The 23,821-nt window shown below is 65.7% G+C and carries 20 protein-coding genes; 10 read left to right on the plus strand and 10 right to left on the minus strand.

The annotated features are described in order from the left end of the window. Nucleotides 1-237 precede the first annotated feature (237 nt). The 5 genes from ASG43_RS00435 (at nt 238) to ASG43_RS00455 (ending at nt 6,474) form a co-directional block, all read left to right on the plus strand. Nucleotides 238-2,229: a GGDEF domain-containing phosphodiesterase gene (locus tag ASG43_RS00435; protein ID WP_244487937.1), complete on the plus strand. Its 1,992-nt coding sequence runs from the start codon at nt 238-240 to the stop codon at nt 2,227-2,229. 201 nt (nt 2,230-2,430) lie between these two features. Then, the gene (locus ASG43_RS00440; protein WP_056499005.1) at nt 2,431-2,772 is read left to right on the plus strand and encodes a hypothetical protein; all 342 of its coding nucleotides are present in this window, start codon (nt 2,431-2,433) and stop codon (nt 2,770-2,772) included. 619 nt (nt 2,773-3,391) lie between these two features. Next, nucleotides 3,392-4,396, plus strand: a complete 1,005-nt coding sequence (locus ASG43_RS00445; protein ID WP_056499008.1) for an ABC transporter substrate-binding protein — start codon at nt 3,392-3,394, stop codon at nt 4,394-4,396. 115 nt (nt 4,397-4,511) lie between these two features. Further along, nucleotides 4,512-5,423, plus strand: a complete 912-nt coding sequence (locus ASG43_RS00450) for a proline/glycine betaine ABC transporter permease (protein WP_056499012.1) — start codon at nt 4,512-4,514, stop codon at nt 5,421-5,423. Then, nucleotides 5,416-6,474, plus strand: a complete 1,059-nt coding sequence (locus tag ASG43_RS00455; RefSeq protein WP_056499014.1) for a betaine/proline/choline family ABC transporter ATP-binding protein — start codon at nt 5,416-5,418, stop codon at nt 6,472-6,474. Before ASG43_RS00450 ends, ASG43_RS00455 begins: the two co-directional genes overlap by 8 nt. Before the next feature lie 229 nt (nt 6,475-6,703). Here the strand turns inward: ASG43_RS00455 and ASG43_RS00460 are convergent, their stop codons facing one another. Then, the gene (locus ASG43_RS00460) at nt 6,704-8,194 is read right to left on the minus strand and encodes a HAMP domain-containing sensor histidine kinase (RefSeq protein ID WP_056499016.1); all 1,491 of its coding nucleotides are present in this window, start codon (nt 8,192-8,194) and stop codon (nt 6,704-6,706) included. Next, entirely contained in the window at nt 8,191-8,865 is a 675-nt protein-coding gene (locus ASG43_RS00465) for a response regulator transcription factor (protein WP_056499020.1), read from the minus strand. The genes ASG43_RS00460 and ASG43_RS00465 overlap by 4 nt, the downstream gene beginning before the upstream one ends. A 141-nt stretch (nt 8,866-9,006) precedes the next feature. On the opposite strand from ASG43_RS00465, the gene ASG43_RS22415 reads away from it, so the two are divergent. Continuing rightward, on the plus strand, nt 9,007-9,945 hold the full coding sequence (locus ASG43_RS22415; protein WP_056499024.1) for a hypothetical protein: 939 nt from the start codon (nt 9,007-9,009) through the stop codon (nt 9,943-9,945). A 219-nt stretch (nt 9,946-10,164) separates the two neighbouring features. Here the strand turns inward: ASG43_RS22415 and ASG43_RS22420 are convergent, their stop codons facing one another. Next, on the minus strand, nt 10,165-10,416 hold the full coding sequence (locus tag ASG43_RS22420; RefSeq protein ID WP_156386315.1) for a hypothetical protein: 252 nt from the start codon (nt 10,414-10,416) through the stop codon (nt 10,165-10,167). 110 nt (nt 10,417-10,526) lie between these two features. Further along, nucleotides 10,527-10,673, minus strand: a complete 147-nt coding sequence (locus ASG43_RS23190) for a hypothetical protein (RefSeq protein ID WP_200939450.1) — start codon at nt 10,671-10,673, stop codon at nt 10,527-10,529. Between the two features lie 172 nt (nt 10,674-10,845). Here ASG43_RS23190 and ASG43_RS00475 point away from each other — a divergent pair, with 172 nt between their 5' ends. Both ASG43_RS00475 and ASG43_RS00480 read left to right on the plus strand, forming a co-directional pair. After that, complete coding sequence (locus ASG43_RS00475) at nt 10,846-11,190, plus strand: hypothetical protein (protein ID WP_056499026.1); 345 nt, start codon at nt 10,846-10,848, stop codon at nt 11,188-11,190. A gap of 140 nt (nt 11,191-11,330) precedes the next feature. Next, nucleotides 11,331-12,362 (plus strand): GlxA family transcriptional regulator, encoded by a 1,032-nt coding sequence (locus ASG43_RS00480; RefSeq protein WP_056499029.1) that lies wholly within the window; start codon nt 11,331-11,333, stop codon nt 12,360-12,362. 150 nt (nt 12,363-12,512) lie between these two features. Here ASG43_RS00480 and ASG43_RS00485 read toward each other — a convergent pair whose 3' ends face one another. Both ASG43_RS00485 and ASG43_RS00490 read right to left on the minus strand, forming a co-directional pair. Further along, nucleotides 12,513-13,349: a DUF1194 domain-containing protein gene (locus tag ASG43_RS00485; protein WP_056499032.1), complete on the minus strand. Its 837-nt coding sequence runs from the start codon at nt 13,347-13,349 to the stop codon at nt 12,513-12,515. Nucleotides 13,350-13,416: 67 nt separating this feature from the next. Next, on the minus strand, nt 13,417-15,930 hold the full coding sequence (locus ASG43_RS00490) for an FAD-dependent oxidoreductase (protein ID WP_056499036.1): 2,514 nt from the start codon (nt 15,928-15,930) through the stop codon (nt 13,417-13,419). A 225-nt stretch (nt 15,931-16,155) separates the two neighbouring features. Between ASG43_RS00490 and ASG43_RS00495 the strand changes: the two genes are divergently transcribed. Continuing rightward, nucleotides 16,156-17,877, plus strand: coding sequence for a hypothetical protein (locus ASG43_RS00495; RefSeq protein ID WP_082490507.1), 1,722 nt, complete (start codon nt 16,156-16,158; stop codon nt 17,875-17,877). A gap of 75 nt (nt 17,878-17,952) precedes the next feature. Here ASG43_RS00495 and ASG43_RS00500 read toward each other — a convergent pair whose 3' ends face one another. From ASG43_RS00500 to ASG43_RS00515, 4 genes are all read right to left on the minus strand, one after another. Further along, nucleotides 17,953-19,407, minus strand: coding sequence for an aspartate aminotransferase family protein (locus ASG43_RS00500; RefSeq protein ID WP_056499039.1), 1,455 nt, complete (start codon nt 19,405-19,407; stop codon nt 17,953-17,955). A 12-nt stretch (nt 19,408-19,419) separates the two neighbouring features. Further along, complete coding sequence (locus tag ASG43_RS00505) at nt 19,420-20,430, minus strand: NAD(P)-dependent oxidoreductase (RefSeq protein ID WP_056499041.1); 1,011 nt, start codon at nt 20,428-20,430, stop codon at nt 19,420-19,422. Further along, entirely contained in the window at nt 20,427-20,861 is a 435-nt protein-coding gene (locus tag ASG43_RS00510) for a transporter (RefSeq protein WP_056499044.1), read from the minus strand. The genes ASG43_RS00505 and ASG43_RS00510 overlap by 4 nt, the downstream gene beginning before the upstream one ends. 192 nt (nt 20,862-21,053) lie before the next feature. Then, entirely contained in the window at nt 21,054-22,493 is a 1,440-nt protein-coding gene (locus tag ASG43_RS00515) for a UbiA family prenyltransferase (protein ID WP_056499047.1), read from the minus strand. A 438-nt stretch (nt 22,494-22,931) separates the two neighbouring features. Between ASG43_RS00515 and rfbA the strand changes: the two genes are divergently transcribed. After that, entirely contained in the window at nt 22,932-23,804 is an 873-nt protein-coding gene (rfbA, locus tag ASG43_RS00520) for a glucose-1-phosphate thymidylyltransferase RfbA (protein WP_056499049.1), read from the plus strand. The last annotated feature ends 17 nt before the right edge of the window (nt 23,805-23,821 follow it).

Consider the following 23,821-nt stretch of genomic DNA (forward strand, 5'->3'; position numbering starts at 1 on the left):
TCGCATCCAGGACTCCGCTCGTTGGAAAAGGCGTCGACAGGATGACACGTTGTTGCCGCGATTCCGCTACCAGGAAGCCTTCAAACGTCGGTTTTGACTTAGCATCCTCTTCACGAGTCCCGACACGTGTGAGTTGTGAAAGCGAAGCCGAAGGAGCCGGTGTCGCCGTTGCCTCGCCAGACGTTTTCTTTACTTTCGCAGCCTAATGGTAGCAGCAGGTCTCACATCGAAGCGATCATGCTGACAATAGCGAAGCGATATTGGGCGACGGTTCTCGGAGGCGGGGTCATCCTCGGCTTCGTCGCGATCAGCATCCTGAACATCAGCACGCAGACCGTCGGCAACCTCGTGGAAAGCGCGATGCGCGAGAAGGGCCGCAACTTCGCCGCGCTGCTGCTGAAAGACGGGCAGATCGATCCCTTCCTCATCGGCATCGCCCGCGATGCGGACAGCGAGATGGTCGTGCGCCGGGTCGCGGGACTGGCCGACATCGACAGTTTTGTCATCTTCGATCGCAACGGCGCGTCCGTCTTCAGTTCTCGCTCGGACCGCTATGCCTGGCTGCTTCGGGATCGTCCCGGCGGCATCAGCGGCGGCGATCGCCTGGCACCCGCCCTCACCGGGCGCACGGGCTTCTGGCAGATCGTCAAAGACGACGGGTCGTCCAATCCCTCCGTCATCACCTCCCTCGTGCGCGAAGGCCGCACCATCGGCTTCGTTTCCGTGGTCGCCGACCTCACCGACGACCGCCGGGCCTATACGAACGCGCTGGCCACGGCATCGCTCGGCTTGATCCTGACGGTCGTCGCGGCGACGGGGATCCCGGCCCTCCTCTATGTTCGCCGCCAGCGCAAGATGGCCGAAGCCGACGATCGGATTCGCTTCCTCGCCAATCACGATCCGCTGACGCATCTCCTCAACCGGACGCGCATGAAGCAGGAAACCGACCGGGTTCTCGCCAACATTCGGGCGACGCGCGAGGAGATGGCCTTCTGCTTCATCGACATCGACGGGCTCGCTGACATCAACGACGGCCTCGGCCTCGCACAGGGCGACGAGTTGCTGCGCATCGTCGCGCAACGGCTGGAGACGGTGGTGGAGCGGGCCGATCTCCTGGCACGGATCGGCGCCGACGACTTTCACCTGCTCCACCGCCGCATGACCGGCACCCACGAGCTGGCCGATCTCATCGATCGCATGAAGAAGGCGGTGGCCGAACCGGTCGAACTCAAGGGCAAGATCATCCGACCCCAGATCTCCGTCGGCGTCGCCTGCCTGCCGAAGGACGGTAAGACCTATGGCGAACTCGCCAAGCATGCCGAGCTCGCCCATGCGCACCAGAAGACGCTGAAGAGTGGTGCCTTCACGCTCTTCGAGCCGCATATGGACGAGGCGACGAACGTTCGGCGCGAGATCGAGAGCAAGGTCCGTTCGGCGGTCGAAGAGGGTGGTTTCGAGCTGTTCTACCAACCGATTGTCGATGGCAGCGGATTGCGTCTGGTCGGATTCGAATCGCTGATTCGCCTGCCCGACGGAAAAGGCTCGTATCTGTCGCCCGCGACCTTCGTGCCGATCGCGGAAAGTCGGGGTTACATCCGCGCGATGGGAACCTGGGTCATCCAGGAAGCCGCACGCCAGGCCGCGCTGTGGCCCGACGACCTCTTCGTCTCGGTCAATCTGTCCGCCGTTCAGTTCCGGGACGGCGATCTCGTGGAGATCGTGGAACAGGCGCTGAAATCCTCGAACCTGCCCGGCCGGCGCCTCGAGATCGAGGTCGTCGAGTCGCTTCTCCTGGAGCGCTCCGAGGAGGTGCTCAGCCAGCTGAACCGCCTGAAGGCCCTCGGCATCTCCATCGACATGGACGACTTCGGAACCGGCTACTCCTCGCTCGGCTACCTCTGGCGTTTCCCCTTCGACAAGCTGAAGATCGACCAGAGCTTCATGGTCGCTTTCGAACAGGGTGAAGCGAACATCCGCGAGATCGTCGGCACGATCGTCTCGCTGGCCAAGCAGATGCACATGAAGGTGACGGCGGAGGGCGTGGAAACGGCGGAACAGGCCGCCTTCCTGCACAGTCTCGGCTGCGACCAGCTCCAGGGCTATCACTTCGGTCGCCCGATGCCCGCGGACCGGATTGCAGGCGAGGTCCTGAACCGGTTTCGAATCGGGCGGGACGCCGCTTTGCTTCAAGCCGAGCAGACGCCGGCGCTGACCGCGGTCGTCGCCTGATCTCACGAAGCCTTCGACCCGCCTTCGCCGGCATGGCGCAAGCGCGGATGCCGCGAACACCGTCTCCTAAGTTCAAGCGAATCACGGGCGAAGACTCAGTCTTACCGCTTCTCGGTCCCACCGATTTGAATCAAACCATGACCGAACTGTGCAACTTCGGTCGCAGGACTGCATTGACGTCTGGTAGATAGGGACACAACAATGCGCGTCTTGATCCTGGAAGATGAGCCGATCATTGCGATCGACTTGGAAGATATCGTGACCTCCGGTCATGCGGATGTGGAATGCGTGCTCGCGGCATCGATCGCCGGTGCGCGTCGACATATCGAAGACGGGGTGGACTTCGCCCTTCTCGACATCAACATCGGACACGACAGAAATCGCTCCTATGGGATCGCCGCCGATCTGATGGAACGCGCGACGCCCTTCTGCTTCGTGTCGAGCGCCGACGGATCGGTGCCGACAGCGTTCGCGAACGTTCCGTTCGTCTCAAAACCGTTCCGGCCGGCCCAGATCTTGAACGCGTTGCCGCCGGCAGCCTGACGCCCCCAACTCCGTATCGCCGCGGGAACGACCGGCTGGTCGATGATGATCGGCGGGATGCGGTGGGATGTCGGCGTCGACCGGAGCGTTGGCTCGACGGGCGGCGACGCCATCCCGGTACGCAAGACCTTTGCCGGGATGGGGCGCCGTTTCGCCGCACCTCCTTTATCGCAAGGAATGGTTACCGATGGGCTAACGCCGATCCGGTGACAACGACCCTTTGCGCGCCCCTGTTCGGTTCTCAACGTCCGATCGGTGGCCGAAGCGTCCGTGTCATCTCGGCGTTGCGAGACATCCGCGTCCCCTGTGGACCGCGCATCGCCGCTCCACGCCGCGGCCGAAACCGAACGCTTTCTTCCAATCTCCCGCGGCAAGTCGCGAACGGACCACGACGCGTCGCTTTCATGGGGCCGCGCAGGGATGGTTGCGCCATCGTTCGAGGGTGGGTTGAAAGAGGTTGGAATCGCTAAAGCAACGCGATAGCGTTCATGGCGATGTGGGGGCCGCGACTTACTGGGTCGCACCGCATGCTGATCGATACGAAGTCTTCGACGGCTCTTCGCCGGCGATGGATTTTCTTTGTCTGTCTTGTCGTGACTATTCTCGAAAGGTGCCACTCGTGAAGAAACTGCTCGCCTCCACCCTATTCGTCGCGGCCGCCTGTGTCGGCGTCGGCAGCGCCTCCGCCCAGGAGAGCTGCGGGAAGCTGACGATCGCGGACATGAACTGGGCCTCGGCTCAGGTGCTAGCCCAGGTCGACAAGATGATCCTGGAAAAGGGCTACGGCTGCGAGGCCGAAATCGTCCCCGGCGACACCATGCCGACCTTCGCCTCCATGACCGAGAAGGGCGAGCCGGACGTGGCGCCGGAAATGTGGGTCAATCAGTTCCGCGATCAGATCGACGCGGCCGTGAAGGAAGGACGCATCGTCTACGGTGCCGCGAGCCTTTCCGACGGCGGCGTCGAAGGCTGGTGGGTGCCGACCTACTTCGCCAAGGAGCACCCCGAGATCAAGACGATCAAGGACGCCCTCGCCCATCCCGAACTGTTCCCGGCATCGGAGGATCCGTCCAAGGGGGCCGTGCACAACTGCCCGTCCGGCTGGGGCTGCCAGATCACGACGGCGAATTTCTACAAGGCCTATGACGGTGATTCCAAGGGCTTCACCCTCGTGGACACAGGCTCCGGAGCCGGGCTCGACAGCTCCATCGCCAAGGCTTACGAGGACAAGAAGGCGTGGCTCGGCTATTACTGGGCGCCGACGCCGATCCTCGGCAAATACGATATGACGCGTCTCGGCTTCGACACGACCTTCGACGAGGCCGAGTGGAAGCGCTGCACATCGGTCGCGGACTGCACCGATCCCAAGGTCAACGCCTGGACGAAGACCGAGGTCTTCACGATGCTGACGCCCAAGGTCGCCGAGCAGTCTTCGGGAGCGGCAGAGTATTTCAAGACGCGCGCCTGGGACAACGCGACCGTCAACAAGCTCCTCGCCTGGAAGGAAGAGAACCAGGACCCGAACGGCCAGGACACGGCGGAGCACTTCCTGAAGACGCAGCCCGAGGTCTGGTCGAAATGGGTGTCTCCGGAGATCGCCGAAAAGGTCAAGGCTGGCCTCTGAAGCTCGAAAGCGGGACGCGGGGACCGGGGGGTCCCCGCGTCCCGCGTCTTTGATCCGGCGATCGAGATGAACAACGGGGCCCGAGGCTTCAGGGGGCGTGCGCTTGACTGCATTGATGGAGTTTCTCCGGTCGATCCTGCCGGGCTGGCTGACCAGCTTTCCCGCGCTCGAGCGCGGCACGCTGCGGGATGCGGCGCGCGCGATCGACGGGCAGTATCGTCAATTCTCGCGCGCCTGGGGTGACACGATCGAGGCGCTGTTCCGACCGCTCCTCGACTTCCTGCTGTGGTTCGAGAAGCTGCTGATCGGAATGCCTTGGCCGATCGTCCTCCTCGTCATCACCGGCATCGTCTGGCTCGCCAGCCGCTCCAAGGGCATCACGATCGGCACCTTCGTCGCGATGCTTCTCATCGGTTTTCTCGGCATGTGGGAACCGACGATGCAGACGCTTTCCATCATCATCGTCTGCACCCTTCTCTCGATCGTCATCGGTCTTCCCATCGGCATCCTCATGGCGAAGTCCGACCGGGTGCAGGCGGTCGTCGCGCCGATCCTCGACGTGATGCAGACCATGCCCTCCTTCGTCTATCTCATTCCCATCGTCATGCTGCTCGGCATCGGCCTGATCCCCGGCCTCATCGTCGTCGTGATCTACGCCATGCCCCCGATCATCCGCCTCACCAATCTCGGCATCCGTCTGGTCGACAAGGAGGTCATGGAAGCGGCTGATGCCTTCGGGGCGTCCGGCTCCCAGCGCCTTCTCCAGGTGCAGCTGCCGCTCTCGTTGCCGACGATCATGGCCGGGATCAACCAGACGATCATGATGGCGCTCGCCATGGTCGTCGTCGCCTCGCTGATCGGCGTTCGCGGGCTCGGACAGCCCGTCCTCCAGGCGATTCAGAACCAGTATTTCACACAGGGCGTGATGAACGGCATGGCGATCGTGGCTATCGCCATCATCTTCGACCGAGCCAGCCAAGCCTTCGGCAAGCGGCTGCAGCGCCATCGCGAGGCCTCCCATGGTTGAAGCCGCGATCAGCATCCGCCACCTCTACAAGATCTTCGGCGCACGGGACCGCGAGCTGGTCGACGCCGTGCGCGGCGGCATGGGCAAGGCCGAACTCCTGGAGCGCCACCATCATGTGCTGGGCCTGAAGGACATCAGCATCGACATGCCGAAGGGCGGCATCCAGGTGGTGATGGGCCTTTCCGGCTCCGGAAAATCGACCCTCATCCGTCACATCAACCGGCTGATCGAACCGAGCGGCGGCGAGGTCGTGATCTCGGGCGAGAACGTCCTCGCCATGTCGCCGGGCAAGCTCCGCGATTTCCGGCGCCACAAGATCTCGATGGTCTTCCAGCGCTTCGCGCTCCTGCCGCACAAGACGATCTACGACAACGTCGTGTACGGCCTCGCCATCCAGGGTGTCTCGCGCGAAAAGCAGCGCGCGTCCGCCCAACGCTGGATCGAGCGCGTCGGCCTCAAGGGCTACGAGAACCGCTACCCCGCGCAACTCTCCGGCGGCATGCAGCAGCGCGTCGGGCTGGCGCGCGCGCTGGCGACCGACGCGGAGATCCTCCTGATGGACGAAGCCTTCTCCGCGCTCGATCCGCTCATCCGCAGCGACATGCAATCGGTGCTTCTCGATCTCCAGGAAGAACTGCAGAAGACGATCGTCTTCATCACCCACGATCTCGACGAAGCCCTTCGGCTCGGCGACCGCATCGCGATCCTGCGCGACGGCGAGATCGTGCAGCAGGGCACCGGCCAGGAGATCGTGCTGACGCCGGCCGACGCCTACATCCAGTCCTTCGTGCGCGAGGTGAACCGGGGCCGGGTGATCGAGGTCGACACGATCATGCGGCCGGTGACGCCAGAGACGGCCGGCATGGCATCCGCCGGCCCTTCCATAGCGAGCGGGTCCGTGATCGAGGAGGCCGCGCGGGCCATGGCGCGCGACGATGTCGGCACCGCGAACGTCGTCGGACCCGACGGCCGCATTGTCGGAGGTCTGACGTTGCAGGGCGTTCTGGCCGCCATGGTGACCCCGGCGGAGGACCGTCACCCACCGCGCTGAGAACCCGCAGCGCGATGGGGTCCGCCTCGATGCCGGACAGCGCTTGGCGTGAGGCCGACGACTGCGAGCCGAACGAACGCGGCGGACAGGGCCTCATGTCCTGCGCGGCGCCTTAGAGCGTCGCGCCGGCGATCGGGCCTCCGAAGGGCGGCCTCACTCTCTCGGTCTTGGCAGCGGACGTCTGGACGATCTGTCCGCCGTCGCGTCCGAACCGATGGAGATCGGTGATCTATGCCGCAGCGGACGCCGGCGCGGCCGGAAGGGTGAGTTGCGCCAGCAGGCCCCCGGAGGCGCCGCGCCGAAGCCTCAACGATCCCCCATAAAGCTCCGCGAGTTCGGAGGTGATCGGCAGTCCGAAGCCATGACCGGGCTGCGTCTCGTCGAGCCGACGCCCCGGCTGGAGCACGGCTTGCGTCTCCGCATCGGTCAATCCCGCCCCATCGTCTTCGATGGACAGGATGATCCGGCGGTCCTCCCGCTCCGCCGTCACACGCACGCGCGAGGCAGCATGACGAGCGGCATTGTCGAGGAGGTTGCCGAGCATCTCGTCGAGATCCTCCGGCTCCACCGCGACCAGCGCGTCATCGGCGATGGCGATGTCGATCCCGATCTCGTCGTCGGCGCGAAGGCGGCCGACGACGGCGGCGATATCGGCGGCATGGGAGGCCAGGGATGTGCGATAGCGTGCATGACCATCGAGGGCCGCGGCGCGGGCGCGGCGCAGATGATGGCGGATCCGCCGGTCCATCAGTTCGATGGAGCCCGCGAGATCGGCGCGGTCGGCGGCGTCGGGCAAACGCTCGAAGGCGGCGGACAGCGTGGCGAGCGGGGTCTTCAATCCATGGGCCAGGTTCGCGACGTGGCGCCGCGCCTGCCTGAGATTGGCCGCATCCTGGGCGATGAGCGCGTTCAGCTCCTCGACGAGCGGGCGTAGCTCGGAGGCATCGACCTCCGGCAGGCGATCGCGCTCGCCGTTGCGAACGGCAGCCAGCGAAGCGCGCAGCGCCTCGAGCGGGGCCAATCCGAAACGGACCTGCAAAGCGATGGCGCCGACGAGGAGCAGTCCGCAGAGCCCGATCGGAAGGGCGACAGCGAAACTGGCCTCGCGGAGCGGCCGCGACACCGCGGCGTCGGGCGCCGTCGCGACGATCACGACACGCGTGCCGCCGGGACCGGCGATCTCGCGGCTCTTCACGATGAGGCCGGCTCGCGCCGCCGCCTCGCGGGAATGGCCGCCGCGCCCTCCCGGCTCGGCGCGCCCCGCAAGATCGGACGACAGCCGTTCGCTTGCCAGCGATGCCGACCGAAGGACACTCCCGTCCGGACCCTCGACCTGCCAGTACCAGCCCGAACCCGGGCGATCGAACGGCGGTCGATCGAGATCGCCCGGACGCCCTCGCCGATGCACCGGGGCGTCAATGTCCGCGTCCCGCTCGGCCGCTCGCTCGCCGGACCGCTCCCGGCGATGCGACCCTCGATCCCAGCTCGCCTCGTTGCGAGCCGGACCGAACGAGCGGCCGTCCGGCGAGAGCGATTGCGCGATCTGCGAGATCTGCGCCTCCAGGCGGGCCTCCACCTCGCCATGGACGAAGCGTTCGAACATCTTGCCGACGACGAGGCCGACGACGAGCATCGAGATGAGAACGAAAACGGTGGCGGACAGGACCAGCCGCCCGCGAAGCGAGCGGGTGAAGCGGCCAAACGCCCGACGCGGCGTCATCCCGCCGCCTCGGCGCGCGCCGTGATCCGATAGCCAAGCCCGCGCGTGGTCTCGATCATCTCGTGCCCGATCTTGCGCCGGAGACGGGCGATGATGACCTCCACCGAATTGGAATCGACGTCGGCGTCGCCCTCGTAGACCCGCTCGATGAGGTCGGCGCGCGGCACGACGATCTCCTTGCGCAGCATCAGGCAGGAAAGGACGCGCCATTCGAGGCCCGTCAGTCGGAGCGGCAGACCATCCTTTTCGAAGGTCCCGACCTGCGCGTCGAAGGCGATCGGCCCGCAGACGATCCGTGCGTCGCCATGTCCGCGCGAGCGGCGGACGAGGGCGCGCAGGCGCATGACGAGCTCCTCGATACGGAAGGGCTTGACGAGATAATCGTCGGCGCCGGCCTTGAACCCCTGCACCTTGTCGCTCCACCCGTCGCGTGCGGTGAGGATCAGCACCGGCAGGCTCTTGCCGGCCGCGCGCCAGGCCTTCAGGACGGCGATGCCGTCGATCTTGGGAAGGCCGAGATCGAGAACGGCGACGTCGAAAGCCTCCGTCTCCCCCAGATGCGCCGCGTTCTCCCCGTCGAAGGCGGGATCGACCGCGAAGTTCTCGGCTCGCAGCGCCGCCTGGATTTCGCGGCTGAGGCCGACATCGTCTTCGACGAGGAGAATGCGCATGGAGAGGTGCCTCGCGGGAGCGCGGGAGAAGGGTCGGAGCTACAGGCCGCGGCTGAATGGAACCTGAACCGTCGCATTCAGAGGAGGTTGCACCGCGTTGGCTAGAACCGTTCGCATCGATCCAACGAGAAGGACCTATCGATGACGACCGACACGAATCGCCGCGCCATCCACATGTTCGCCGCCGCCGCCCTCGCCCTCCCCATCCTGGCGGGAACCGGCCTGTCCTTCGCTCAGGGCACTCCAGCACCGGCCGCGCCGGTCGCCGCGGCGCCTGCGCCCGCAGCTCCGCCCGCGGGGTCGCCGGCCCCTGCCCCGATCACGGAGATCGGTGCCCTTCGCGACATGAGCCGCATCGCGATACGCGGACGCGTCGCCGAGATCTTCGGCGGTGCCTTCGTCCTCGAAGACGCCAGCGGTCGCGCGCTCGTGGAAACGGGCCCGTCCGGGGACGAGAGGCCCCTCGTCGCGGCCGGCGAAACGGTGACCGTCGAGGGTCGGTTCGAGCGCGGCACGCTCCGCGCGGCACAACTGACCCACGAGGACGGACGGCGGGAGACCCTGCGCGAGCCTCGGGGTGGAGGACGCGGCGGGCCGGAGGAGGACGCGCGGCGCGGCGGCCCGCACGGCAGGCATCACGGCGGCCCCGGCCCGCGCGGCGAGACGGAAGACGGCCCCCGCGCGGAGAAGCGCGACGAGGGCGGCGTCTTCGGTTGGTTCTCTGGCGGCATCGACGAAGCCGAGGCGACGAAGGTCCTGACGACGGCCGGCTATACGGAATTGACGCTCATGGACACCGGCCGGCACCATGCCGAATTTCGCGCCAGGGATGCCGCCGGCGCCGAATGGAGCCTGACCGTGAATGACGACGGCGAACTGGCCGAGCGTGAGCCCTTCAAGCCCCTTCCGACCCCAGAGCAGGCGCGAACCGCCGTGGAAAAGCTCGGCTACACGTATGACGGGGATGTCGAGACGCGGCGCGAACATGTCGAGGTCGATGCCAGGACCCCGGCGGGCCGGTCCGTCGTCGTCGAGTTGAACGCCGACGGCAGTCTGCGCAAGGAACGCTTCGCCGACTGACCCGACGGCTAAAAGGTCCCGGCTCCTCGAAGCCGGGACCCGTCCCGCGATCGGGGCCGTGAGGCGCCCGATCCGTCGGCGCAGGCTCCGCTCGTGGCCGACATGGGCGCGGCGCTCTCGAAACGGACCGACGTCACAAGCGAACCGCCGGCCGCAGGTGACGTCGATGGGTTTGCATGACAGATTTCGAGTCGTCGTCCGCGGTGCTGGACCGCAGGGTCAGGCCGCCCGGTCGCGCCGTCGCTTGTCGCGAGGTACCGCTGCGGCATAGCAGTCCGCATGCCGGTCGGCATTGGCTGCCGTCGTCGGCTTGCGCAGGGCGGCTTCGATCCGATGAGGCTGAAAACCGCTGTCGACCAGTAGCTTGACGAGAGCGGCGACGGCATTCACCTCGCGCTCATGCTCGTTCTCAGACGATGAAGACGATGGATCGACCAAATGGCACCTCCCGTTCGACAGGAAGGCGATCATTGGCCCGGCAGCCTTAAGGGCCGGTTAAATGAAGGGGAGAGGAATAGAGACGAGGCGAATGACCGCGCGGTTGGCGCGGTCATTCCATGGACGAATGTCGGGCTTTGCGATCAGCGAGCGACGTCGTTGACGGCCGCGCCCGTCGCGTCGACCGTGTTTCCGACGTCTCGGCCCACACCCCGCACCGTGTTGGCGCATGCGGACAGCGTGATGGCGGCGGCGAGGGCGAGCGAAAGAGCGGCGAAACGGCGGGACATGGCTTTACTCCGTTGATCTCATGTGGCGAAAAAACGGCAGATCGAGTGATCGGTTCCCTGAACAAAGCCGCCCGACGCAGAAAAACACGGTTGTTGCCTTGAAGCCGGGCGGAAGCGAATAGATGCTGGTTGCGGCTGGCTCCACTCCCGGAGCGTCAAGCGCGAGGCTCCCATGCTCAAGCAGACCAACAACGCCGCCGCAGAACTGTCGACGCTGATGCTCCTCTCGCCTCTCGTCATCTCCAGCCGACTGACCGAATTCTGGATGACGGCGTCGGCGCCCACCGGGCGCTCGAAGCTGGAGGCGTCGCGCATGGTCAGCGAGAAAGTCCAGGCCATCGGCGAAAGCGCCATCGCGGTCAATCTCGCGGTGACCAAGGTCGCGATCGACAGCGCGACCGCGGCGATGACCGGCGTGCTGCGCCAATCCCACAATGACGTCGACACGATCCTGACGGCGGCGCTGAAGCCCTACAGCACGCGAGTGACGGCGAACCGCAAGCGTTTGGCCCGCTGAAGCGAGACCCTGTTTCCGTCGGGTGCGGCAAGGTCCACAAAAGCGGGATGTATGTTCCGCAAATCAAAGTGTCTGCTTGAAACGGTTCCAAGAAGCGCGCAAGTTCGGATCGGCCGCAACGCGCAACCTGCCGAGCCTCGATGCAGCATTCCGCCCTTCGAACCATCCCGACGCCGACGCCTGTGCCCAAGCGCAGCATCGTATTTCTCCTCGCGCCGAATTTTTCGATGATCGCCTTCGCCATGGCGATCGAGCCGCTGCGGATCGCCAATCGCATCCTCGGATTTGAGTCCTATCGCTGGCGCCTCGCCTCCACGGACGGCGAACCCGTTCTCGCCTCCAACGGCGTGGAGATCACGGTCTCCTCGTCGGTCGAGGATGAACGCCGCCATCTGGCCGGCGAGCGCCGTCCGTCCATGGTCTTCGTCTGCGCCGGCGTGTTCGTGGAGGATTTCAACGACCGCTCCAGCTACGCGTTCCTGCGCGAAGCGCACGGGCGCGGCGTGTCCGTCGGCGGATTGTGCACCGGCGCGTGGATTCTGGCGCGCGCGGGACTTCTGGCGGATCGCCGATGCGCGATCCATTGGGAGAACCTGCCGGGCTTTTCCGAAGCCTTTCCGCGCGCCGACGTCCATGCCGACCTCTTCGAGATCGACCACAACATCTACACCTGCGCCGGCGGCACCGCGTCGCTCGACATGATGCTCGCCTTGATCGGCGACGATCACGGCGAAGACGTCGTGAACCGGGTCTGCGAGCAGGCCTTGACCGATCGGGTGCGCGCCAGCAACGACCGCCAGCGCCTGCCGCTTCGCGCGCGCCTCGGCGTGCAGCATGCCAAGGTGCTCGCGATCATCGAGATCATGGAGGCCAATCTCGGCGAACCGCTCTCGCTGGTCGAGATCTCGAGGGGTGTCCAACTGTCGAGACGACAGGTTGAACGCCTGTTCGAAAAGGAAATGGGTCGCTCGCCCGCGCGCTACTATCTGGAGATCCGGCTCGACCGGGCCCGTCACCTCCTGCTCCAGTCGTCTCTTCCGATCGTCGAGATCGCCGTCGCCTCGGGCTTCGTCTCGGCGTCCCATTTCTCGAAATGCTATCGCGAGCTCTATGGCCGCTCGCCGCAGCAGGAACGCGCCGCTCGGGCCATGGCGAGCGCCGCGGCCGCCTGACACGAAAGATGCGTCCGTCTCGGTTCCGGCGTCATGGCGCCCGCGCCCGTGTGATGGCGACGACTCCAGCATCGTGCGGACGACTCCGGCATCGTGCGTTCGAATGAGTTCAGATGTGAACGATCGACCTCGGACGCCGATGCGACCGGATCAGCGCTCGCTGGGCCAGCGGAACTGCCGCTCCTGCCACTGCTTCTCGCCGACGAGGCAATCGGCGTCCCCGCCCGTCGCAGCGAGATGGCGGATGTCGTCGTCCGGATCCTTCGGGAGCGGCCATCCCCCGGCGAGTTCCATGACGAGCTTGCGGCGCACGGCCTCTGGAAACTGCGCCCAGTCGTTGACGGGGATCATGAAGGCACCGGGCCCGCCGATGACGCAGGACTCGTAGTAGCGGTCGAGATCGGGGATCGATCCCCAGGACGAGAAGCCCTGTCCCGAACCCGACGTCATGAGAGGCAGTCCGTTGATGGTGATGCCGCGCCGCACCGCCGCGTCGCGGGCTTCGGTGACCATCCGCCCCTGGTTGTTCGGCCCGTCGCCGGAAATGTCGATGACACGGCGCAATCCCCGGAAGCCGTTGTCATCGAACATCGGTGCGGTGAAGTCGATCGCCGAGGCGATCGAGGTGCGACGCGCACGCTCGGGCTCCTCTTCGGACAGGCGGTAGGCGAAGGCGTCGGCGGCCGCTTTCGAATCGATCCGAGTCCAGGGAACGATGATGCTCTGGGAGAACTCGCCGGCCCATTCGACATAGGTGACCGCGACCGCCTGATGGCCGCCGCCGAGGATCGCCGCCTGCACCTCCGGACTGCGGAAGGCCGCGACATAGCCGTCGCGCTGGATGCGCTGCTCGCCCTGATCCATCGACCAGGACACGTCGACCGCGAGGATCAGCTCGACATCGACCGGAACCTCGTCCGCGGCCCGCAAGGGAGCGGGAAGGAACAAGAGCACACTGGCGAGGACAGAGGCGATCCGGCGGCGCATGAGGAATGGTTTCCCCAATGCACCGCCGCGGCAAATCACAAGCCCGTCATGGGATCGGGCGGATGCGTCAGGCGCGAAGCCGCGCGTTGTCGGGATCGAACGGACTTTCGCCGATCACGGTCGCATCGAAGAGTTGGCCGAGGATTCGGATCTTAAGCTTCGTGCCCTCGACCGCGAGATCGGGGCGCAGCATGGCGAGCGCGAGACTCTTGCCGACCCGCCAGCCATAGCCGCCGTTCGTCGCGCGGCCGACGAGGACGCCGTCCTGGTAGATCGGTTCCGATCCCCTGGCATCGGCATCGGTGACCCCGTGGACCTCCATCGTCGCGAACAGGGCGGTCAGCCCGTCGGACCGCCCGGCGACGGCGGCATCGCGGCCGATGAAGTCGCCCTTGTTGGGATGCACGAAGCGATCCAGCCCGGAGGCGAAGGCGTTGTATTCGATCGAAAGTTCTCGTCCCATCTGACGATAGGACTTCTCGATCGACATCACGCCCATCGCCCGGATGCCGAAGGGCTTGATGCCGAACTCGGCCCCGGCCTCCATCAGGAGGTCGTAAAGGGCGTTCTGCATTTCGATCGGGTGATGCAACTCCCACCCGAGTTCGCCGACGAAATTGACGCGGAGCGCATCAAGACCGACCGGGCCGACGGAGATGCGCTGGCCCGTGAGCCACGGGAAGGCCTTGGTCGACAGATCGGTCCGCGTCAGCTTCGCCAGCACGTCGCGCGATTTCGGTCCGGCCAGCACGAGCACGCCCGTGGACGCCGTGATCGTGCGGAACGAGACGCTGCCGTCCGCCGGCAGGAGCTTGCGCATCGTGTCGTGATCGACCGATTCCAGCGCACCGCCGGACACAAGGTAGAACTCGTTCGGCCGACGCTCGTAGACCGTGAACTCCGAACGCACCCCGCCGGCCGGCGTCAGAAGATGGCTGAGGGCGATGCGTCCGCGATTTTTAGGGATGCGGTTGGCGAGCACCGAGTCCAGCCACGCCCGCGCGCCGGGTCCGGTGACGAGCGCCTTGGCGAAGGCGCTCATGTCGAGAAGGCCGACGCCCTCGGTCACCGCCTTCACCTCGTTGCCCACATGCTCGAAATAGTTGGAGCGGCGGAAGGACCATTTCTCGCGGATCTTACCCGTATGGTCGGCGGGCGCATGGTTCTCGTTGGTGAGGACGTCCGCGCCGAGGTCGAGATCGGCCGCCGGCACCTCGTAGCCCTCCGGCGCGAACCAGTTGGCGCGCTCGAAACCGTAGACCGAGCCGAACACCGCGCCGAGCGCCTTCTGCCGCTCGTAGGAGGGCGAGGTCTTCAACGGACGTGCGGCGGAGCGTTCCTCGTCCGGATAATGGCAGGTGAAGACGTTGGCATAGGCCTCCTCGTTCTTCGCCTTGAGATAGCCTTCGCTCGCATAGGGGCCGAAGCGGCGGGGATCGACGCCGGCCAGATCGACCGTCGGCTCGCCGTCGACCATCCATTCCGCCAGCTGCCATCCGGCGCCGCCGGCCGCCGTGATGCCGAAGGAATGCCCTTCGTTCAGCCAGAAGCCCTTGAGCCCCGGCGCGGGGCCGACGATGGGAGAGCCGTCGGGCGTATAGGCGATGGCGCCGTTATAGACCTTCTTGATGCCGACCTCGCCGAAGGCGGGCACGCGCGCGATGGCGGTCTCGATATGCGGCATCAGCCGGTCGAGCTCTTCCTGAAAGAGCTCATACTCGCTCTCATCGTCGGGACCGTCCATGTAGCAGCAGGGCGCGCCCTTCTCGTAGGGTCCGAGCAGCAGGCCGCCATTCTCCTCGCGCATGTACCACGCCGAGTCGCTCTCCCGCAGGACGCCCATCTCCGGCAGACCCTGACGCTTGCGCTCCAGGATCGCGGGATGCGGCTCGGTCACGATATACTGATGCTCGACCGGAATGACCGGCACGTCGAGCCCGACCATCCGCCCCGTGCGTCGCGCGAAATTGCCGGTGCAGGACACGACGTGGTCGCAGACGATGTCGCCCTGATCGGTCGAGACCTTCCATTCGCCGGACGGCAGCTGCTCGATCGCGGTGACCGTGGTGTTGCGGTGGATCTTGGCGCCCATGCCGCGCGCGCCCTTGGCGAGCGCCTGCGTCAGATCGGCGGGCTGGATATAGCCGTCTTCGGGATGCTGGATCGCGCCGAGAATGCCGTCCGTCTCGCAGAGCGGCCAGACCTCCTTCAGCTCCTCGGGCGTCAGGAGCTTAACCTTGACGCCGATCGTCTCGGCGATGCCGGCATAGTACATGAACTCGTCCCAGCGATCCTTCGTGCGGGCGAGACGGATGTTCGTGACGTTGGAGAAGCCGACGTTCATGCCGGTCTCCTCCTGCAGCTCGCGGTAGAACCGCACGGAGTAGCGATGAAGCTGCCCGACCGAATAGCTCATGTTGAACAGGGGCAGAAGGCCCGCGGCATGCCAGGTCGAGCCGGAGGTCAGCTCCTTGCGCTCGATGAGGACGCTGTCCGTCCAGCCCTTCTTCGCCAGATGGTAGAGCGTCGACACGCCGACGACACCGCCTCCGACGACGACGGCACGGGCACGGTTCTGCATGGGGAACTCCTCGGGAGGCGAAACGGAAACGACGCGACGGAGCCGGAGACTAGTCCAGCCCCGCCCTGCCCCGCAGTCTCTTTGCGACATCGCCCGTCGAGACGACGGCGGCGAAGGGCGCCTCTTTCCGGTGGCGGCGAGCGCCGTCGCTTCGCGGCGACGTCCTCGGGCAAGCTTTGTCTGTCAGGTTGCCGCGAACAGACCGTAAGTCGGACTAATTATTCCGTGGCATCCATTCCCGACAGTCCCGGCCAAGCCGTCCTTTCCTCGACCCGGCGCATCCCGGCCACCGCGGTGGCGCTGGCCATGGTCGTCGTGGCGATCGTCCTTCTCCTGTGTCTCCCGCTGACCCTGCCGGTCGGCTCGATGTACTGGGATCTCGTCGTCTATTTCGACGGATCGCAGCGGCTCCTGTCGGGTCAAGTGCCCTCGGTCGATTTCTTCGCGCCGGTCGGCGCCCTCGGCTACGCTTTGTTCGCCGCCGGCCGGACGATCTTTCCGGATGCCCAGCCCCTGCTCCTGGCGCAGTGGATGCTGCTCGTCGTCACGCTGCCGCCGCTCGTGCCCGTCCTCGCCTTTGTCGAGGCGCGCGCGCGGGGAATGGCCTTCGCCCTCCTCGTGCCGTTCCTCGTCTTCCAGCTCCTGCCCATGAATGTCGAGCAGACGTCGAACTATCCGTCGGTCGACGGCTTCGGCCTCTACAATCGGCAAGTGACGGAGGTTCTCTATGTCCTGATGACGGCGCTGGTGTTCGAGCGGCGACAGCGTGTTCTCGCCTTCGCCATCGCCTGGTGCGTCACCGCCTTGTTCTTCCTGAAGATCACGGGCTTCATCAGCGCGGGCCTCCTTTGCGCCTTTGCCTTCCTGGCGGGGCGCGTCGCGCTGCGGACGGCGATCGTCTCGCTCGCGGCGTTCCTGCTGGTCCTGGCCGCGATCGAGCTCGGCTCGGGTCTCTTCAGCGCCTATATCGGCAACATCCTGCAGCTCGTCGCCTTGAACGAAGGCGTCATCGCCACCCGCTTCCTGCAGGCCGCCTCCATTCATTTCGGAATCTTCGGCGCCGGGCTCTGCCTCCTCGCCAGCGTCGCCTATGCCGGCGGACGATCGGCCCTTGCCGCGGCCGGGACGTTTCTTCGGCGCCCCAGGCTCCCCGCCTTTGCCGCACTCCTCGATCGGGACATGGCGTGGCTCGCCGTCGCGCTCTTCACGGGGCTGTTCTTCGAGACGCAGAACACCGGCGGACAAGCCTTCATCTTCCTCTGGCCCCTCCTTCTCCACATCGCGGTCGCCGCGACCGGTCTCGCACCGCAGCGCGCCGTGCTCGTCCTGACGCTCGTCGCCGCGACGGCGATGCCGCCCCTCGTGAACGTCCTTCACCGCTTCGCGCGCGCCCTCGTCGGGCAGCTTCAATATGTGGAGGTTCCCCAGACGCATCTGCGTTCGCTGGGTGCGGTGACGCAGCGGGCCGAGATCGTCGAACGCGCGATCGCGATGAAGGCGATCTACGCAAGCCATCGCGGCACCTATGCCGCCATTGCCGACGAAGGCTACCTGCCCGGTTTCCTGCTCTACACCGACATCGACTATCAGGTGACCTGGCTCCTCGCGACGGACGAGGCCGTGTCCGCGATCCTCGCCTACGAGGCCGCGAACGGCGTGCGCTTCGAGACGATCCTGCCGTTGAACTTCGTCAATCCGTTTCCCTATCTCCTCGACCGGCAGGCGCCCCGACACGTCGCGATCGGTGCCGATCCCTCGCGGGCCGTGCCTCGACCGGACGACGAGACCCTGGCCGCCATCCGCGACACCGATCTTGTCCTCTATCCGACCTGCCCGATCACGACGGCCAATATCGAACTTCGCGACCTCTACCGGTCGGCGCTGGAAGGCCGAAGAGAGATCGCGCTGTCGCCCTGCTGGACCGCCTATCTCCGCGATCCCGCGTGAGCGCCGCGCATCGACATGCGAAAGGCCGGACGTCTCGGGACGCCCGGCCTTTCCTCTTGGGGCGATGGGTCGGCCTCAGCTCATCTGCGACTTGATGAAGTCCTTGACGATCGAGACGATGCCGCGGCCGAGGAGTTCGTCCAGAGCGTCGACGAACTGGTCGACATGCGCTTGCGTCGCGATCAGCGGCGGCTCCAGACGGATGACGTTGCGATTGTATTCGGTGAAGGCGACCAGCACGTCGTGATCGCGCAGGAGCAGAGCGCCGATGAAGCCCGACAGCGAACCCTTGAGCTTGTCGTCGAGGATGGCGACCACGGGCCGAAGGGCGAAGGGCAGCGTGCGGGAGAAGTCCTGGAATTCGATGCCGACCATCAGTCCGCGGCCACGGATCTCCTTGATCAGCGTCGGATACTTCTCGTGCAGCGCCTTCAGGCGCGTCAGGAGATGGTTGCCGACCACCTCGGAATTGCCGATGAGATCCTCGTCGTAGAGCGTGTTCAGGGCCTCGATGGCCGTGACGCAGCCCTCGCCGATGCCGCCGAAGGTCGCCGCGGCGTGGATCATGGCGGTCTTCGGAGTGCCGTAGGCCTTCATGTAGACCTCGCGCCGCGCGATCATCGCCGCCATCGCGGCCTTGCCGCCGCCGAAGCTCTTGGCGAGCGCGGTGACGTCGGGGATGACCCCGTGGCGCTCGAAGGCGTAGAACGTGCCGGTCCGACCGTAGCCGCACTGCACCTCGTCCGCGACCCACAGGACCTTGTGCTTGTCGCAGAGCGCGCGCACGCCCTGCCAGTAATCGGTCGAGGCCTCGATGATGCCGCCGCCGCCCTGCACCGTCTCGAGGACGACGACGCCGATCTCCGGATCGCTCTCGACGCAGCGGGTCAGGGCTTCGAGGTCCCCGAACGGCACCTTGTAGCGGTTCTCGACGAGCTTGAACTCACCCTGGTAGAGCGGCGAGTCGGTGATCGAGAGAACGCCCTTGGTCTTGCCGTGAAACGAATTCTCGGCATGGACGATCTTGCAGTTTTTCCTTCCCGAAGCGCGTTCGGCGACCTTGATGGCGGCCTCCATGGCTTCCGAGCCCGACGAGCCGAGAAAGACCATGTCGAGATCGCCGGGGCTGATCGTGGCGAGGTTCTTGGCGAGCGCGGCCGCATATTGCGACAGGAACGCGATCGCGATCTCATGGCGCTTCTCGTCCTGGAACTGCTTGCGCGCGCCGGTGATCCGCGGATGGTTGTGGCCGAAGGCCAGCGAGCCGAAACCGCCGAAGAAGTCGAGGATCTTCCGGCCGTTCTGGTCGATGTAGTACATGCCTTCGGCGCGCTCGACCTTGACCTTGTGGAAGCCGAGCAGCTTCATGAAGTGGAACTGGCCGGGATTGATGTGGTCCTTGAAGAGGTCCGCCATCGTCGTGACGTCCATGGCCTTGGCATCGTCGACGGTGAGAAGCGCCGGCTTGGCCGGGCCGTGGCGCACGCCGTCGTCGAGGCGCGGCGCAGAGAGGTTCGGGCGATCGAGCATGGCGTCGGTTCCTTATTCGGCGGCTTCGGCGAAGGCGGACGACGACACCGCCCCGTCCTTCATGGCCCGGTATTCGCGATAGGCGGCGATCAGCATGTCCTCGTCGCGGTGCTGCGGAACCCAGCCGAGCTGCAGCCTGCCCTTGGTGACGTCGAGGACGCAGTTCTCGTCGGCGATGAGATATTGCTCGGGATCCATCAGCGGCTTGTTCAGCGCATCGAGGAAGTCGAGCGTCTTCTTCACCGCCCAGCCCGGCGTCGGCAGGAGGATCGACTTCGAGCCGGCATGGCGGATGAGGTCGCCGAGGAGCTTTCGGACCGGCGGCGGATTCAGCGATCCGAGATTGTAGGCCTCGTTCGGAACGCCCGCCTTCCAGCCGAGACGCGCGGCCTCGGCGCAGTCGAAGACCGAGATGAACTGGTAGGGGTTCTTGCCCGAGCCGATCATCGGCACCGGCAGGTTCGCATCGATCAGCTTGAAGAGCTTCTCCAGAATGCCGAGGCGGCCGGGCCCGATGATCAGCCGGGGGCGGAAGAGCGAGATGTTCATGCCCCGCGCGCGCCAGTCGTGCGCCAGTTCCTCCGTCCGCCATTTCGACAGGCCGTACTCGCCGAGCGGAGCGACCGGGTGCTCCTCCGTCATGGGATAGACGACGGTGTGGCCGTAGATCATGTCGGTCGTGAAATGCACCAGCCGGTTCGCGCCGGCCTTGTCCATCGCCTCGATGATGTTCTTCGTTCCGTCGTAGTTCACGGGGAAGAAGAAGTCGTGGCGCTTGGCACGAACCTGCAGCGGCGACAGCATCTTGGCCGAGAGGTTGTAGACCATGTCCTCCGGGGCGATCGGCACGGCGCGGACGGCGGCGGGATCGGTGACGTCGGTCTGAATGTGACGGGCCTGCGCGTAATGCGGCAGCGGGCTCCGGGCGATGTCGGCCACGACGACCTCCTCGCCGTCGGACACGAGCCGGGCGGCCAGATGACGTCCGACGAAACCGTCGCCGCCGAAGATCACATGTTTCATCGGGAAACCTCACCGTTCGAGGGATGGAGCGAAGCGAGGTCGTCCTCGCCGTGGATCGTGGAGCCGCCCTGGGCGATGAACACCGTGCCGAGGCAGATCAGGGCGATGCCGCCGACGCGATAGGCGTTCAGATCCTCGTGGAAGAGGAAGTAGGCGAACGCCGCGACCGCGACGTAGGCGAGCGACAGGAAGGGATAGGCGTAGGACAGCTCGACCTTCGACAGCACGAAGAGATGCGAGGCCATCGAGATGACGAACGTGCAGAGCCCGAGGAAGACGAAGGGACTGAAGACGATCTGAAGGATCTTCAGCACCGGATTGACGCCCGCGAAGGACAGGGGTCCCAATTGCATCATGCCGTATTTCAGCATGATCTGGGCGGCCGCATTGGTGAAGACCGTGAAGAGGATGAAAGGCAGGAACTTCGACATGCGAGACCTCTCGAGGCGTCGGCGAGCTCATTTCGTCTACAGAGGAAAGGCGCGCATCGCGTGAATGGAGCCGACCTCCCGCCGCATCCGGCGGGAAAATCTGAGGGGACGGTAAAGCGGGTGCTAAGCGCCCCGCTCCACGTCGCGGGCATCGACCGGCTGAGACCTCGGCCGGTCCGGACGTCGGTCGGGTCAGACGACCGCCGCGACGCCGAAGAGGGCCACGCCGGCGGCGATCATCATCTGGCTGCGCCAATCGTGGAGGATGAAGACGACGGGGTCCTCGTGCATCTGGTTGCGGCGGGCGAGGATCCAGATCCGCGTGACGATGTACAGAACGAGCGGGCAGAGCGGCCAGAGCAGCCACGGCATGTCGTAGAGCTGCCGCACCTCCGCGCTGTCGATGTAGAGCGCCAAGACGAGAACCGATGCGAAACCCGAGGCGATGCCGGCCTGGCCGAGCATGTCGAGATCGACGTCGAGATAGCCCCGTCCCGTCTGCTGGCGCTCCGCGCCAGCGCCGAATTCGAGGAGTTCGGTGAAGCGCTTCACCAAGGCCAGCGACAGGAAGAAGAAGACGGAGAAGGCCATCAGCCAGAACGAGGCCTCGACATCGGCCGCCGCCGAACCCGCCACGATCCGCGTCGTGTAGAGGGCGGCCAGCATCAGGACGTCGATGAGCAGCATGCGCTTGAGGAAGAAGGAGTAGAGCGTCGTCGCGACCATGTAGCCGCCGAGCACCCAGCCGAACGGAAACGGCAAGGTCGCGGCGAGACCGAACGAGGCGGCTAGAAGACCGGCCCCGAGGAGGAGGCCCACCGGGATCGGGACCTGTCCCGAGGCGAAGGGCCGCCTGCGCTTGGTCTTGTGACGCCGATCGGCGGTCAGATCGAGAAGGTCGTTCAGAATGTAGACGGAGGACGCCGCGAAGGAGAAGGCGAAGAAGGCGATCAGGCCGTGGACGACCATGGCGAGGTCGAGAAACTCGTGCGTCAGGACGACCGGCACGAAGACGAGGACGTTTTTCGCCCACTGATGCAGCCGCATCGCCTTGAGGCAGCCCTTGAGGATGCCATGCGCCGGCGCCGGAACGAGCTGGGCACCGGTCCTGCGCTGCCACTTGCCGGCCAGGCGATCCGGCGCGACCACCGTTGCCTCCCGCGCCGCTTCGAGGAGGCACACATCCTCGTGCGAATTGCCGAAATACTCGAAACCGTCGACGTCCTGCGCCGCCACGATGCGGTCGAGCTTGCGCGATGCCGTGAGATTGACGTCGTCGCAACTCGCCATCACGCCGTCGAAGAGCCCGAGATGCTCGGCGATCGCGTGGGCGAACCGCTCGTTGGCGCCCGTCGCCAGAATGACGCGGCGACCGCTCGCCTTGGCCATTCTCAATTCGTGAACGACCTCCTCCCTGTAGGGAAGAAGGGAGGGATCGAGTTGCACGCGCTTGGCGATCTCGGCCTTCAGGCAGGCCTTGCCCCGCGCGGCCCAGAGGGGGACCTGCCAAAGCGAGCCCGGCGACTGCCGCGCCAGCAGGAACAGCGACTCCCAGAGCAGGTCGGTCTTGATCAGCGTTCCGTCGAGGTCGACGTAGATTGGCCGGTCGGCGTGTAAGACGCGGGCGTCCATCGATGGTTTCCTCCGCTGCGGCCTATCGGTAAGGCTGACCTTGCTTCAGGCGACCATGGCCGGCGCACGTTTAAACCTCCTAAAGCTCCCCGCCGTTGGGCCATGTGGAAAGCAAGTATCGGGCATCATGGTTATGCGTGCGTAAGGACCTCCGTTAAATGTCGAGACAAACGGGAGGGCTTGAGCCGCACCGGTTGCTTGCGGCCCCTGGAAAGCGCGCCGCCATCCGCTTCGGCGGCGGTTTCGCTCGCTCGAACGAATGTCGGACGTGACGTTCGGACAAGCCGGCCCGGCGGGTGGGCGGTTCTTGCCGCATCGGTATCGTCAGGGTCTTGCCTGCCACGCTTGCATTGACACCGTGCGCGCCGGCGGTTGATAGCTGCACCCATGAACCAAGGCTCGCTCCTGCAGCGGGCGCCTCGACGCGGGAGTCTGAGTTTGAAGGGCATCATCCTCGCCGGCGGAAGCGGCACGCGCCTGCATCCCATGACCTTGACGGCATCCAAGCAATTGCTGCCGGTCTACGACAAACCGATGATCTACTATCCTCTGTCGACGCTGATGCTGGCGGGGATCGACGACGTCCTCATCATCTCGACACCGCACGACCTGCCGCGCTTCCGCGCCCTGCTCGGCGACGGCCAGCGCTGGGGCATGCACTTCACCTATGCCGAACAGCCGACGCCCGATGGTCTGGCGCAGGCCTATCTCATCGGGGAGGAGTTCGTGAACGGAGAGCCTTCCGTCCTGATCCTCGGCGACAACCTCTTCTATGGTCATGGCCTGCCGGAAATGCTCCAGCGTGCGGCGAGCCGAACCGCGGGCGCCAGCGTCTTCGCCTATCATGTCAGCGATCCCGAACGGTATGGCGTCGTGTCCTTCGACAAGGACGGCATCGCCACCACGATCGAGGAAAAGCCGGTCAAGCCGGCGTCCAACTGGGCCGTGACCGGCCTCTATTTCTACGACGGTCGCGCCTCGGAGATCGCCCGGAGCCTCAAGCCCTCGCCGCGTGGCGAGCTCGAGATCACCGATCTCAACCGCGTCTATCTCGAGGCGGGAACGCTCAGCGTCGAGACCATGGGGCGCGGCTTCGCCTGGCTCGACACCGGCACGCCGGACTCGCTGCTGGAGGCCGCCGAATTCGTGCGCACGCTCGAACACCGGCAGGGCTTCAAGATCTCCTGCCCCGAAGAAATCGCCTTCAACCTCGGCTTCATCGACGCCGCCCAGCTGATGGATCTCGGCAAGACACTCGGAAAGAGCCAGTACGGTCTCTATCTCCAGAAGCTGGCCAGCGGCGACCTCTGACCGGCAGGGGCCGCACG

Origin of the sequence: Aureimonas sp. Leaf454, assembly GCF_001424685.1 — a bacterium.
Classification (GTDB): Bacteria; Pseudomonadota; Alphaproteobacteria; order Rhizobiales; family Rhizobiaceae; genus Plantimonas.